Annotated in this window: 15 protein-coding genes; 14 read left to right on the plus strand and 1 reads right to left on the minus strand. The window is 40.0% G+C overall.

Annotated elements, in window-relative coordinates:
• Positions 1-6: 6 nt before the first annotated feature.
• From RCG24_RS02740 to fni, 12 genes are all read left to right on the plus strand, one after another.
• Positions 7-582 carry an adaptor protein MecA gene (locus RCG24_RS02740; protein WP_202655368.1) on the plus strand — a complete coding sequence of 192 codons (576 nt, stop codon included), beginning with the start codon at positions 7-9 and terminating at the stop codon, positions 580-582.
• 237 nt (positions 583-819) lie between these two features.
• Positions 820-2,097, plus strand: a complete 1,278-nt coding sequence (locus RCG24_RS02745; protein WP_202655369.1) for a Glu/Leu/Phe/Val family dehydrogenase — start codon at positions 820-822, stop codon at positions 2,095-2,097.
• A gap of 83 nt (positions 2,098-2,180) precedes the next feature.
• Entirely contained in the window at positions 2,181-3,149 is a 969-nt protein-coding gene (locus tag RCG24_RS02750; protein ID WP_308078271.1) for a YpdA family putative bacillithiol disulfide reductase, read from the plus strand.
• A gap of 7 nt (positions 3,150-3,156) precedes the next feature.
• Positions 3,157-4,113 (plus strand): asparaginase, encoded by a 957-nt coding sequence (locus tag RCG24_RS02755; RefSeq protein ID WP_308079097.1) that lies wholly within the window; start codon positions 3,157-3,159, stop codon positions 4,111-4,113.
• Positions 4,114-4,238: 125 nt separating this feature from the next.
• Positions 4,239-4,928 carry a glutamic-type intramembrane protease PrsW gene (prsW, locus tag RCG24_RS02760; RefSeq protein ID WP_308078272.1) on the plus strand — a complete coding sequence of 230 codons (690 nt, stop codon included), beginning with the start codon at positions 4,239-4,241 and terminating at the stop codon, positions 4,926-4,928.
• A gap of 139 nt (positions 4,929-5,067) precedes the next feature.
• The gene (sleB, locus tag RCG24_RS02765) at positions 5,068-5,769 is read left to right on the plus strand and encodes a spore cortex-lytic enzyme (RefSeq protein WP_308079098.1); all 702 of its coding nucleotides are present in this window, start codon (positions 5,068-5,070) and stop codon (positions 5,767-5,769) included.
• A gap of 13 nt (positions 5,770-5,782) precedes the next feature.
• Positions 5,783-7,132 carry a germination protein YpeB gene (gene ypeB / locus RCG24_RS02770; protein WP_308078273.1) on the plus strand — a complete coding sequence of 450 codons (1,350 nt, stop codon included), beginning with the start codon at positions 5,783-5,785 and terminating at the stop codon, positions 7,130-7,132.
• 97 nt (positions 7,133-7,229) lie between these two features.
• A complete protein-coding gene (locus RCG24_RS02775) occupies positions 7,230-7,409 on the plus strand; it encodes a YpfB family protein (RefSeq protein WP_308078274.1) in 180 nt (59 codons plus the stop codon).
• Between the two features lie 121 nt (positions 7,410-7,530).
• Positions 7,531-8,211: a (d)CMP kinase gene (gene cmk, locus RCG24_RS02780; RefSeq protein ID WP_308078275.1), complete on the plus strand. Its 681-nt coding sequence runs from the start codon at positions 7,531-7,533 to the stop codon at positions 8,209-8,211.
• A complete protein-coding gene (locus tag RCG24_RS02785; protein WP_202655377.1) occupies positions 8,208-8,792 on the plus strand; it encodes a lysophospholipid acyltransferase family protein in 585 nt (194 codons plus the stop codon). Before cmk ends, RCG24_RS02785 begins: the two co-directional genes overlap by 4 nt.
• Positions 8,793-8,957: 165 nt before the next feature.
• Entirely contained in the window at positions 8,958-10,097 is a 1,140-nt protein-coding gene (gene rpsA, locus RCG24_RS02790; protein WP_202655378.1) for a 30S ribosomal protein S1, read from the plus strand.
• A gap of 12 nt (positions 10,098-10,109) precedes the next feature.
• The gene (gene fni / locus RCG24_RS02795) at positions 10,110-11,171 is read left to right on the plus strand and encodes a type 2 isopentenyl-diphosphate Delta-isomerase (RefSeq protein ID WP_308078276.1); all 1,062 of its coding nucleotides are present in this window, start codon (positions 10,110-10,112) and stop codon (positions 11,169-11,171) included.
• Positions 11,172-11,200: 29 nt separating this feature from the next.
• Here fni and RCG24_RS02800 read toward each other — a convergent pair whose 3' ends face one another.
• Positions 11,201-11,341 (minus strand): YpzI family protein, encoded by a 141-nt coding sequence (locus RCG24_RS02800; RefSeq protein ID WP_202655444.1) that lies wholly within the window; start codon positions 11,339-11,341, stop codon positions 11,201-11,203.
• 99 nt (positions 11,342-11,440) lie between these two features.
• Here RCG24_RS02800 and RCG24_RS02805 point away from each other — a divergent pair, with 99 nt between their 5' ends.
• Positions 11,441-12,058, plus strand: coding sequence for a YphA family membrane protein (locus tag RCG24_RS02805; RefSeq protein WP_308078277.1), 618 nt, complete (start codon positions 11,441-11,443; stop codon positions 12,056-12,058).
• Positions 12,059-12,215: 157 nt separating this feature from the next.
• Positions 12,216-13,526, plus strand: a complete 1,311-nt coding sequence (gene der / locus RCG24_RS02810; RefSeq protein ID WP_308079099.1) for a ribosome biogenesis GTPase Der — start codon at positions 12,216-12,218, stop codon at positions 13,524-13,526.
• The last annotated feature ends 5 nt before the right edge of the window (positions 13,527-13,531 follow it).

Below are 13,531 nucleotides of genomic sequence, written 5' to 3' on the forward strand. Positions count from 1 at the left end.
AAAATTATGCGCTTAGAACGCTTAACAACAAACAAGATTAAAATTTTTTTAACCTCTGACGATTTAATCGATCGAGGACTTTCCAAAGAAGACATCGGGAAGGATGCCAGTAAGTGGAATCAGCTTTTTCATGAAATGCTTGAGGAAGCGAGTTTGGAATTTAACGTTGACATACAGGGATCCGTAGCAGTTGAAGTTTTCTCGCTTCAGGCTCAAGGGATGATTATGATTATTACTGTTGACGATGATAAAGAAGAAGCATTAGGCGATGGCTTTATTGAAATGCAGGTAAGGGCTTGCGGTATGGAAAAACTCCTTTTTGAATTTGCGGAATTGGAAGATCTGATAAATGCAGCAGAAAGACTTGCGGCAACAGAACTTTTCGGCGGAACCATCTTTACATTGAATAATGTCTATTACTTGTTAATGGATCAAGCTAGCAATGAACAAAATGAAAAGGCTGCCTGCCTATTATCTGAATATGGAAATGCCTCAATCCTCAGCCCTCATATTCTTGTTGAATACGGTAAGATCATTATTAAAAATAAGGCAGTAGAAACCCTCCTTCATTATTTTAAATGACTTTTTTAAAATAACTTTCGAAGGAGGAGTTCCTCGCTACGAACGCCATTCCGCGTTTATCAGGTTTCTTATACTCCACAAGTATTCCTTGTTAACTCGGGAATGGCAGCGTTTACATAAGCGAAAAATTGAAGGGGGAAAGGAAGCATATATTCCTTGCATTAATCCTTTAAAGGTGTATACTTGTGACTGAAAGCGGACAGCATTCTTACAAGTGATTTCTTAGGAGGTTTACAAATGGTAGCCGAAAATGGTACTGGTAAGACTACTCAAGAGGAGCAGCTTGATGTGTTGAAATCAACACAGACAGTCATTCACAAAGCTCTTGAAAAGTTAGGATACCCCGAAGAGGTATATGAACTTTTGAAAGAGCCATTACGTATGATGACAGTTAAGATTCCAGTTAGAATGGATGATGGATCCGTTAAAATATTTACCGGTTACAGAGCACAGCATAATGACGCTGTAGGACCAACAAAAGGAGGCATTCGCTTCCATCCGGATGTAACAGAGACAGAAGTGAAAGCATTATCAATATGGATGAGTTTAAAATGCGGTATTGTTGACCTGCCATATGGCGGCGGGAAGGGCGGGATTGTTTGTGACCCCCGTGATATGTCCTTTAGGGAACTAGAGAGGTTAAGCCGCGGCTATGTACGGGCAATCAGCCAGATTGTTGGACCAACAAAGGATATTCCTGCTCCAGATGTCTTTACCAATTCGCAAATTATGGCGTGGATGATGGACGAGTACAGCCGAATTGATGAATTTAATTCACCTGGCTTTATCACCGGTAAACCGCTTGTTCTTGGCGGTTCTCATGGTCGTGAATCGGCAACGGCAAAAGGCGTAACCATTTGTATCCGTGAGGCAGCTAAAAAACGGGACATTGATATAAAAGGGGCAAGAGTGGTCATTCAGGGTTTCGGTAATGCTGGCAGTTATTTGGCAAAATTCATGCATGATGCCGGTGCAAAAGTGGTTGGCATATCTGATGCATACGGTGCTTTATATGACCCGAACGGCCTTGATATTAATTACCTTCTGGATAGAAGAGACAGTTTTGGTACGGTGACCAAATTATTTGATAACACGATTACAAATAAAGAGCTGCTTGAGCTGGATTGCGACATTCTTGTTCCGGCAGCAATTGAAAATCAAATTACAGAAGAAAATGCTCACAATATTCGGGCAAGCATCGTTGTTGAAGCAGCAAACGGTCCAACAACATTGGAAGCAACCCAAATATTAACAGAGCGTGGCATCCTCCTTGTTCCGGATGTACTGGCTTCGGCCGGCGGTGTCACTGTCTCTTACTTTGAGTGGGTTCAAAACAACCAAGGTTATTATTGGACAGAGGAAGAAGTAGAGGAGAAGCTGGAAAAGATCTTGGTCAAAGCATTTAATAATATTTATTATACTGCCCAAACACGCCGTGTTGATATGCGCCTTGCGGCCTATATGGTCGGAGTCAGAAAAATGGCAGAAGCAAGCCGCTTTAGAGGCTGGATTTAAGATTGAATTATTAAAGAAAAACTCCTATCATTATCAGGTAGGAGTTTTTTATGTAAATGTTTTGAATAAGGAGTGTAATCACGGTGCAAAATGAAGAAATTATCATAGTTGGCGCCGGTCCTTGTGGGCTAGCGGCAGCAATTGCGTTGCAGGATATTGGAAAAAGCCCGCTTATTATTGAAAAGGGCAATGTAGTAAATTCGATTTATCATTACCCGACACACCAAACATTTTTTAGTACAAGTGAAAAATTAGAAATCGGCGGTTTTCCATTTGTCACGGATACGTATAAACCAAAAAGAAATCAGGCGCTTGTCTATTACCGCGAAGTGGCAAAGCGGAAAAATTTAAGAATCAATGCTTATGAACAAGTAATGAAAGTTGAGAAGTCCATTGAGGGCTTTACGGTTAATACTTCAAAAGGCACCTATCATGCACGTTACATTATAATTGCAACCGGCTACTATGATCATCCAAATTATATGAATGTCCCGGGTGAAAATTTACCCAAGGTATTTCATTATTTCAAAGAAGCCCATCCTTATTTTGATAAGGATGTCTGTGTAATCGGCGGAAAAAATTCCAGTGTCGATGCCGCTCTTGAACTCGTAAAGGCGGGAGCGAGAGTCACGGTGTTATATCGCGGAGGGGAATATTCGCCAAGTATCAAGCCATGGATTTTGCCTGAATTTGAATCGTTGGTGAGAAATGGCGTGATCAGCATGCACTTTAATGCCCATGTAAAGGAAATAACTGAAACAACTGTCGTTTATCTTCAAGATGGAAAGGAAATTTCTATAGCTAATGATTTCGTTTTTGCAATGACTGGCTATCATCCTGATCACCAATTTTTAAAAGCTATCGGTGTCCAAATAGACGATGAAACAGGGAGACCGATCATTAATCCCGAGACGATGGAGACCACTATTACGGGTGTATACATTGCCGGAGTGATTGCTGCAGGGAATAATGCTAATGAAATCTTTATTGAAAATGGCCGGTTCCACGGGGGATTAATTGCTAAATCCATCTTAGAAAAAACGCAAGGGTGATTGAATGATGAAAAAAGTAGTTTTATTAACAACCGGCGGTACAATCGCCAGCAAACCGAATAAAGAATCCGGTAAATTATCCTCAGGTGCATTAACGGGTGAGGAACTGGCGGCTATGTGCCAATTACCGGAGGATATTGAAGTAATTGTTGAATCTGTGTTTCAAAAAGCTAGTATCCATATTACTTTTGACGATTTACTCGTGCTCAAAAGTAAAGTTGAAAATTATTTTGAAGATGAATCTATTTCTGGCATCGTGATTACTCACGGGACGGATACGATGGAGGAAACTGCCTATTTTCTTGACCTGACGATTAGCGATCCGCGGCCAGTTGTAGTAACAGGTTCACAACGTTCCCCGGAGGATTTGGGAAGCGATGTTTACATTAATCTGCGTCATGCCATTTACACTGCCTGCTCAACCGATTTGCATAATGCGGGAACGGTCGTTGTCTTTAATGAACGAATTTTCGCGGCTCGATACGTGAAAAAAGAGCATGCCTCAAATATTCAAGGATTCAATGTTTTTGGCTTTGGCTATCTTGGTATTATCGATAATGATCAAGTTCATGTCTATCAAAAGCCAATAAAAAGAGAGTATTTTAAAGTCCGCTCAAGTCTGCCGCAAGTGGAGATCATTAAATGTTATATTGGTGCTGATGGGAAATTCATCAAGGCAGCCAGAGAAGCCGGGGTCAAAGGAATTGTTCTGGAAGGTGTCGGGCGGGGGCAAGTTGCTCCAAAGATGATGCAGGAAATCGAGGCAGCTATTCGGGCCGGAATCAAGTTGGTCATTACCACCAGTGCCGAGGAAGGCTCAGTTTACACGACCTATGATTACGAGGGAAGCGCCTATGACCTTTACCAAAAGGGCGTTATTCTTGGCAGTGATAATGATTCAAAGAAAGCAAGAATAAAATTAGCCGTAGCCCTGGCAAGTGGAATTGAGAAAATAGAATTCTAACGACAATGGTTTGTAAAAAAATCCAGTTTTTCTAAAAAAATCAGTTGAGTGAGGGAATCTTTCATTTTATTCATCCTCTATTTCGTGGTACGATGAAGAAAATGGATTCTGAAAAGAGGTTCAACATGCTGGGAATATTATCAGCCGGATTTGCCCCTGGTTTGGCTTTACTGAGTTATTTTTATTTAAGAGATGAATATGAACCGGAACCAATCTCCTTTGTCTTACGGACATTCTTATATGGTACCCTTCTCGTATTTCCAATTATGTTTATTCAGCATGTACTTGAAACAGAGCATGTGATTAACTCGAATCTTACAGGGGCATTTTTCAGCACAAGTCTGTTGGAAGAGTTTTTTAAGTGGTTTATCCTTTATTATGCAGTATATCAGCATGTGGAATTTGATGAACCATTCGACGGGATTGTTTACGGGGTTGCTGTATCACTGGGCTTTGCTACAATTGAAAATATTTTTTATTTGATTGCTAATGGGGTTGAACATGCGGTGACCCGCGCCCTATTTCCTGTTTCCAGTCATGCGCTCTTTGGGGTAATAATGGGCTTTTATATTGGGAAAGCCAAATTTACTGAAGGAAGAAAAGCGAAATGGATTCTTTTTTCATTATTATTACCATTTATACTTCACGGTTTTTACGATTACATTCTGCTTTCCTTGGAGCATTGGCTCTATATTATTTTTCCATTTATGATTTTCCTTTGGTGGTTTGGATTGACAAAAGTAAAAAAAGCGAAAATTTTAAGTGTCAAACATATGAAAAAACGGTTCGCTGTCCAAAAAACTCTTCATTCTTAATGAAGGGTTTTTTCTTTGTGGAATAAAAATGTGCGATTAACAAAAAATAGGTGTACTGTAAATGATTTATAATGGGGGTAATTATTCCATGAAAACAAAAGCCGGTTTGCTGAAGTGGTTGATCATTGCCGCATTAGTAATGACATCGCTTCCATTTATAGGTACCCAAAAGGTTCAGGCCTTTTCTAATCAAATCATCCAGCAGGGTGCAGTCGGAGAAGATGTCATAGAACTACAATCAAGGCTGAAATATATTGGTTTCTATCATGGGAAGATCGATGGAGTTTTTGGCTGGGGGACTTACTGGGCATTGCGAAACTTTCAATATGAATTTGGATTGCCCATCGATGGCTTGGCCGGACAAGCTACAAAGGCCAAACTTGTAAAATCAACCAAATATATTAGGAATGCTGGTTCAGCGAACAATCCTAAAGCAGCTAAAAACACGGGAAGCAAAGCGTCAGCTGTCAACATTCCCAGAGGCTTCTCGCAAAATGATATTCAATTAATGGCGAATGCTGTACATGGTGAATCAAGGGGAGAACCCTATATTGGCCAAGTTGCCGTTGCCGCCGTAATCCTCAATCGAGTGGAAAACCCAAAGTTTCCGAATTCGATTGCTGGAGTCATTCTTCAGCCGGGGGCCTTTACAGCCGTAGCGGATGGGCAAATCTGGCTAACTCCGAATGAAACATCAAAAAAGGCAGTCATTGATGCCATTAATGGGTGGGACCCTACAGGGAATGCTATTTACTATTTTAATCCTGCAACTGCAACAAGTGCGTGGATCTGGTCAAGGCCACAAATCAAAAGAATTGGGAAACATATTTTTTGCAAGTAGGGGTGAAGTAAAATTGATAAGAGGTTTAATCATAGGTGTTTTGGCACTTGGGGTAATTGGGACTGGTTATTGGGGTTATCAAGAGCATCAAGAAAAAAATGCCATTCTCCTAAATGCTGAAAATAGTTATCAGCGAGCCTTCCACGGTCTAACATACCAAATGGATTTATTGCATGATAAAATTGGCGCAACACTGGCAATGAATTCACGGCATTCATTGTCGCCGTCTTTAGCTGAGGTCTGGAGAATTACTTCAGAAGCCCATAACAATGTAGGTCAGCTTCCTTTGACATTACTGCCATTTAATAAAACGGAAGAGTTTTTAACCAATATAGGAAATTTCAGTTATCATACGGCCGTTCGGGATTTAGATAAGGAGCCCCTGACTGAGAAAGAATATAAAACTTTACAGGTGCTTTATAAACAATCCGGCAATATTCAAAGTGAGCTTCGCAAAGTACAGCATATGGTTTTAAAAAATAACCTGCGTTGGATGGATGTTGAGCTTGCCCTGGCTTCCGGTAAGGAAACGACAGACAATACGATTATAGATGGCTTTAAAACCGTCGAAAAAACAGTCTCTGGTTTTGATGAAACAGATTTTGGCCCGACGTATGCCAACATGCAGCAACGAGATGAGAATTTTAAAAATGTTCAGGGAAGTCCGATATCACGAACTGCTGCGCTCAAAATTGCCAAAAAATATATGAACTTCGATGGTAATGCGAAGGTTAAAGTGACCGAAAATGGGAAAGGTTCTGATTATGGTTTTTATAGTATTTCGCTAAAAAATTCCAAAACCGGTCAGGAAGCCAGCATGGACATCACAAAGAAAGGCGGCCACCCCATTTGGTTTATCAATCAAAGGAAGGTTAGGAAACCAACAATAAGCCTGCATGATGCCGTGACAAAAGCCCAAGCGTTTTTAAAGGATACCGGCTTTACCGGTTTAGAATTATCCGAAAGCACTCAATACGACAATATCGGTGTCTTAAATTTTGTGACCAATACGAACGGGATTCGCATTTATCCGGAATCGGTCAAGCTGAAAGTTGCTCTTGATAATGGTGATATTGTTGGTGTATCTGCAGACGAATACTTAACGTCATACCAGAAGCGGACATTTAAAAAACCAGCTATAACCTTAGAGCAGGCACGGAAAAAAATGAATCCCAATTTAAAAGTAATGGAAGACAGACGGGCAGTCATTATCAATGATGCCAATAAGGAAGTATTGTGCTATGAGTTTCTTGGTACAATTAAAAATGACACCTATCGCATCTTTATCAACGCCGAAAATGGAAGGGAAGAGAAAGTAGAAAAACTAAAAAATTCTGAAACGGTATATAACGATGTTTTATAGGGGGAAAAGCAAGCTGCTTTTCCTTTTTCCTTAGTTAAGTCAAACATAATAAAATACTGCGATCATAAGAAGATGGAAGAAATGAAGGAGGATATTATTGGAAAGGGTTGAGAAATTTTTATTTAAACTTGTTATTGTTCAATTTTTATTTTTAATATTGACCCAAATCTTTTTTCACCAATTTAATTTTTTGCCAGAAGTCAAGCAATTAACGAAGTATGAAGGGGTTACTAAAAATACAATGACCGATATTCTGGAAACCATAAAAGGAAAATAAAAGCAGGGGAGCCTGCTTTATTTTTATGAATTGAGCGCAAAAAAAAGAAGCATTTCTTTATCTTATGGTAAAATAAAGAGAAGCCAGCATAGTGATGATTTTGATAAATGTAGGAGGACTTATGAAAAAGAAATTATCTATCGCCATTGACGGGCCAGCAGCAGCGGGCAAAAGTACGGTTGCGAAAATTGTCGCAGAAAAATTATCCTATCTATACATAGATACTGGGGCAATGTACAGGGCGTTAACATATAAAGCGATAACCGGCAATCTGGATCTTGAGGATGAAGAAGCTTTATTAAAATCCCTCATGTCTACAGAAATTGAATTAGTTCCTGCAGAAAGTGGACAATTAGTATATCTCGACCATCAGAATGTAACCCATGAGATTCGTACTGCTGCCGTTACCAATTCTGTTTCAATTGTTTCCAAACACCCAAAGGTGCGTAAAGAAATGGTCAAAAGGCAGCAAAAATTTGCCCAAAACGGCGGTGTGGTCATGGACGGGAGAGATATCGGGACACATGTCCTGCCCAACGCTGAGGTTAAAGTATTTTTACGGGCGAGCGTGGAGGAAAGGGCTTTGCGTCGTCATTTGGAAAATCAACAAAAAGGTTTCCCGTCAGATTTGGAAAAATTAAAACAAGAAATAGCACTAAGGGATAAGATCGATTCGGAAAGGGAAACAGCCCCATTGAAAAAAGCCGAGGATGCAATTGAAATCGACACGACCTCTTTGACGATACCAGAAGTAGTCGATCAAATAATGGCTCTGGTGGACGAAAGGATTGGTCAGATGTGACCTTCTATGATTTTGCAAGATCTGTTGTAACGGTGATTTTTAAACCACTTTATCGGGTTCAAGTCATCGGGATTGAGAATTTCCCCAAAGACTCACGCGGAGTTCTTCTATGTTCCAATCATATCCATAATTTTGATCCGATTCTTGTTGGGATTTGCGCACCGAGACCGGTCCACTTTATGGCAAAAGCAGAAGTCTTTCGTGTTCCGGTGTTAGGGGGAATTGTCAGAAATCTCAATGCTTTTCCGGTAAAGCGTGGCATGAGTGATCGTGAGGCACTTAGAAAAGGTCTCAGTATTTTAAAAGAAGGTCATGTTTTAGGACTTTTTCCCGAAGGAACCAGAAGTAAAACAGGAGAACTGGGGAAAGGGCTGGCTGGGGCAGGTTTTTTTGCCTTGAGAACAGATGCTGACGTTGTCCCTTGCGCTGTGATCGGTCCTTATAAAAGCTTTCATAGAGTAAAGGTAGTTTTTGGAAAGCCAATTGAGATGGAAAAATTGCGAAAAGAAAAAGCTTCTGCTGACCAGGTAACTGAATTAATTATGGCAGAAATTCATAAACTTATAAGAGAGTATCAGTAGCTTCTGCTTGACAAAATAGACTATTTATAAGAAGTTATTAATTAAGATTCTTTTTCGAATATTCTCTAGTTTTACTCGATTATTTTCATCATTTAGCGCAGAATGCTCTTACTGAAAATAAAGCATTTATATATTTTGTAGTAAATGGATTAAGGAGGATTACATATGTCTGAAGAGTTAAATCAAGTTGAGGTCAAGAGTTTTGAAGTCGGTGACAAAGTAACCGGACAAGTTACAAAGGTTGAAGAAAAACAGGTTATTGTAGATATTAAAGAAAGTAAACTGGATGGTATCATTCCGATCAGTGAACTTTCAAGCTTGCATATTGAAAAAGCTTCAGATGCTGTTCAAGAAGGAGAAGAATTGGAATTAGAAGTCTTAAAAGTTGAAGAAGAGGCATTAATCCTTTCAAAGAGAAAAGTGGATGCCGAAAAAGCCTGGGATACTTTGGAGCAGCAGTTTCAAGCTGGCGAAGTGATTGAAACTGAGGTCAAAGACGTTGTCAAAGGCGGACTTGTTGTTGATCTGGGAGTGCGCGGCTTTGTCCCGGCATCACTGGTTGAAACGCATTTTGTCGAAGATTTCAGTGATTATAAAGGACGTACATTAACGTTTAAGATTGTCGAACTTGATAAAGAAAAGAATCGCTTAATTCTTTCCCATCGTGCAGTAGTCCAAGAGGAAAAAGGAAAACAAAAACAAAACCGGCTTGAAGAACTGCAGCCAGGTCAAGTGATTGAAGGCACAGTCCAAAGAATCACTGATTTTGGCGCTTTTGTCGATATTGGCGGAATCGATGGTCTTGTTCATATTTCTCAGTTATCCCATGAACATGTTGACAAACCTTCTGACGTTGTCCACGAAGGTCAAAAAGTTCAGGTAAAAGTATTAAGTGTTGATCGTGACAACGAAAGAATTTCCTTATCCATTAAAGAAACATTACCAGGTCCTTGGTCCAATATTGCTGAAAAAGCTCCTAAAGGAAGCATTTTAACCGGAACAGTGAAGCGGCTCGTTTCCTACGGTGCTTTTGTCGAGGTATTCCCGGGAGTAGAAGGACTTGTGCATATTTCGCAAATTGCCCATAAACATATTGCTACACCACACGAGGTGCTAAAAGAAGGGCAGGAAGTTCAAGTTAAGGTACTGGATGCAAACGAAGCTGAACAACGTTTATCATTAAGCATTAAAGAGCTTCTCGAAAAAGAGCCAGAGGAAAAGTTTGATTATGAACTTCCGGAAGAAACAAAAGGCTTCCAGCTTGGAGAAGTTATCGGGGATAAACTAAAGAATTTAAAAAAATAATGGTGATAAACTGTGTCGAGATCTGAACGAAAGTGGGATCATATTCGCTATGCCCTTGCAAATCAGCAGAAACCGGTTTTTGCATTTGATGATATAAAATTTATTCATCAAAGTCTGCCTAATATTAGTACGTTCGATGTTCGATTAGACCACTCGATTGGCGAACTTTATTTAAGTTCGCCAATTTTTATCAATGCCATGACAGGCGGCGGTGGCGATCGAACCTATCGCATTAATAAGGAACTGGCACAAGTAGCCAGGGATACGGGATTGGCAATGGCTGTCGGCTCTCAAATGGCTGCCATCAAGGATAAGACAGAAAAATATACCTTCGAAGTGGTCAGGAAGGAGAATCCTTCAGGAATTGTGATTGCCAATCTGGGAAGTGAGGCTGCCGCTGATCAGGCTAAAGAAGCGGTCGATATGATTGAAGCGAATGCTTTGCAAATCCATTTAAATGTGATTCAAGAGCTAACGATGCCGGAAGGAGATAGAGATTTTACCAGGGCACTGGAACGAATTGAGGCCATCGTCCGGGCCGTTGAAGTGCCGGTAATCGTCAAAGAAGTTGGTTTCGGGATGTCACGGGAAACAGTCAAGTCACTGGCCTCGATTGGCGTGTCACTGGTTGATGTTGGTGGTTTTGGTGGGACCAATTTTGCCGAAATAGAAAATAAACGCCGGGAAAGGGAACTTTCCTTTTTTGCGGATTGGGGGATTCCTACGCCTATATCAATCATTGAGGCATCTTCCATTGCTGATCATTCTATTTCTATTATTGGTTCAGGAGGGTTCCGGGGAGCAATCGATATTGTTAAGGGGATCGCAATTGGTGCTGAAGCCATCGGGATGGCCGGCTTCTTTTTAAAAACGCTGGTTCAAAAAGGAATTGATACTTTAAGGGAAGAAATTGATCGACTTCATCAAGAAATAACTCTCATTATGACGGCATTAGGGGCGACTAATATCGCTGATATTAAAAGAACTCCGTTAATCATTTCCGGAGATACCTATCATTGGTTAGACCAAAGAGGTATTGATACGAAAAAATTTAGTCAGCGGAGCATAAAATAAAGCTCTCACGAAGTGAGAGCTTTATTTTTCTATCTTTTTCCATCATTTAAGCCCCTGGCTTCCTCGGGACTTGATAATTTAGTGGCACCAGGATAATGCAGCGCTTGATCGCGGTCGGATTCCACTCTCCGCGATGCCTTTAACTTTCTTTCGTGTCGGTCATTTCCCATCATTGCACACCTCCTCCTAATAGAATGATTCACTTTGAAAATATTATTCCTGGTAGTATGAAACTGCCTATGGGATACCCATAATAGAAGTAATCGGAGGTGAATCGCTTGGAAGGGGCAATGTTTTATTGGATCTTTTGGATCTTTTGGGTGTATGTAACGTTTATGATGGAGAAATCAAACCAATATCGCCTCAAACTGGCAGCCATTATTTTAATTGTTATCATTTTGTCTAATAGTCATTTGTTTCTGGGAAGATTTGAGATAACCTGGAGTGGAATATTGTTACTATTATTTTCTTACTTTTTTATTGCTAATGAAAAATTTACGGCTATCATTTATTATTCTATTTGTGCCTTAATTATTTCGATCGCCTATGTTTCGTTTCATTTATTTGAAATTTTTGACCCAATCTGGGTTATTTTAAAAAAAGAATGGCTGATCAGTATAGGCATGTGCTTTTTAACCATCCTTTTACAAAAAAAATTGCAAGGGAGAATTGTAATCGCTGTAAGTGGTACAATGCAGGGAGAGTTTCTAACGGCGTTTGTTTTAAATAAACTGCAAATTCCCTATTCGGTTGGTGGTTTTGCTTACTTGGATGTTTGTTCCTTAACTTCAGCATTACTAGTATGCTGGAGCTTATTAGAAAATTTAGGTACTTTCCTGCAGAACCAGCTGCAACATTATGAGAAAGCGAAGCAAAGGTCTTCATGATTCAATTGTCACAATCCTTTCCATTGCGGGTAAGGATTAACATTTGCTACACTATAAAGGTTGGCCCTTCTATGTACCAGAAGGGTTTCTTTTCATTAACACTTACATGGTAAAATGGTTGATGTTTATTATTGGTATAGAAAGGACGGCGATTGGTATGGTAAAACCTGTTATTGCCATTGTCGGCAGACCGAATGTCGGGAAATCCACCATATTTAATAGAATTGTGGGCGAAAGGATTTCCATTGTTGAGGATGTTCCAGGGGTAACGCGAGATCGTATCTATAGCTCTGGAGAGTGGCTTTCTCATGATTTTAATATTATTGACACAGGAGGCATTGATATTGGTGATGAGCCGTTTTTAGAGCAAATCCGTCAGCAAGCCGAAATAGCCATGGATGAGGCAGATGTCATTATATTTTTAACGAATGGCAGAGAAGGGGTTACACCTGCTGATGAAGAAGTCGCAAAGATTCTGTATAAAACGAAGAAGCCTGTCATTCTTGGGGTAAACAAAATTGATAATCCGGAAATGCGTGATCAAATTTATGATTTTTATACGCTGGGTTTTGGTGAACCTATCCCGATTTCGGGGTCCCATGGATTAGGGATAGGAGATTTATTAGATGCAGCAGCAAAATACTTTCCAAAAACAGAAGAAGCGGAGTATGCTGATGATGTTATTAAGTTTTCGCTCATTGGCCGGCCAAATGTCGGAAAATCTTCATTGGTAAACGCCATTTTGGGCGAGGAACGTGTCATTGTCAGTCATATTGCTGGAACAACAAGGGATGCAATTGATACTCCCTATACGTATAATGGTCAAAAATATTCGATCATTGATACTGCAGGAATCAGAAAAAAAGGCAAGGTATACGAGACAACTGAAAAGTACAGCGTTCTTCGAGCGTTAAGGGCAATCGAACGCTCCGATGTTGTCTTGGTGGTTCTGAATGCTGAAGAGGGTATTATTGAACAGGATAAAAAAATTGCCGGATATGCACATGAAGCCGGCAGGGCTGTCGTCATCGTTGTCAATAAATGGGATGCTGTTGAAAAAGATGAGAAGACGATGAAGGAGTTCGAACAAAAAATCAGGGATCATTTTTTATTCTTGGATTATGCACCCATTGTCTTTTTATCAGCTAAAACAAAGAAACGGATCCATACGCTTTTGCCAATGATTAATCTTGCCAGCCAAAATCACTCGATGCGGGTTGAGACAAGTGTTTTGAACGATATTATTATGGATGCTGTGGCAATGAATCCAACGCCGACAGATAAAGGTAAACGGTTAAAAATCTTTTATGCTACCCAAGTTTCTGTTAAACCGCCAACATTTGTTATATTTGTGAATGAACCAGAATTATTGCACTTTTCCTACGAGCGTTTTTTGGAAAATCGGATTAGGGATGCTTTTGGATTTGAAGGGACACCGATCAAAATATTTGCCAGGGAAAGAAAATAAACGAA

It is taken from the genome of Neobacillus sp. OS1-32 (assembly GCF_030915425.1).
Taxonomy (GTDB): Bacteria; Bacillota; Bacilli; order Bacillales; family Cytobacillaceae; genus Neobacillus; species Neobacillus paridis.

Coding starts and splice junctions, on each gene's coding strand:
- RCG24_RS02745 (WP_202655369.1), top strand. CDS start 820: ATGGTAGCCGAAAATGGTACTGGTAAGACTACTCAAGAGGAGCAGCTT.
- rpsA (WP_202655378.1), top strand. CDS start 8,958: ATGTCTGAAGAGTTAAATCAAGTTGAGGTCAAGAGTTTTGAAGTCGGT.
- der (WP_308079099.1), top strand. CDS start 12,216: ATGGTAAAACCTGTTATTGCCATTGTCGGCAGACCGAATGTCGGGAAA.
- cmk (WP_308078275.1), top strand. CDS start 7,531: ATGAAAAAGAAATTATCTATCGCCATTGACGGGCCAGCAGCAGCGGGC.
- RCG24_RS02755 (WP_308079097.1), top strand. CDS start 3,157: ATGAAAAAAGTAGTTTTATTAACAACCGGCGGTACAATCGCCAGCAAA.
- prsW (WP_308078272.1), top strand. CDS start 4,239: ATGCTGGGAATATTATCAGCCGGATTTGCCCCTGGTTTGGCTTTACTG.
- sleB (WP_308079098.1), top strand. CDS start 5,068: ATGACATCGCTTCCATTTATAGGTACCCAAAAGGTTCAGGCCTTTTCT.
- RCG24_RS02800 (WP_202655444.1), bottom strand. CDS start 11,341: ATGGGAAATGACCGACACGAAAGAAAGTTAAAGGCATCGCGGAGAGTG.
- RCG24_RS02740 (WP_202655368.1), top strand. CDS start 7: ATGCGCTTAGAACGCTTAACAACAAACAAGATTAAAATTTTTTTAACC.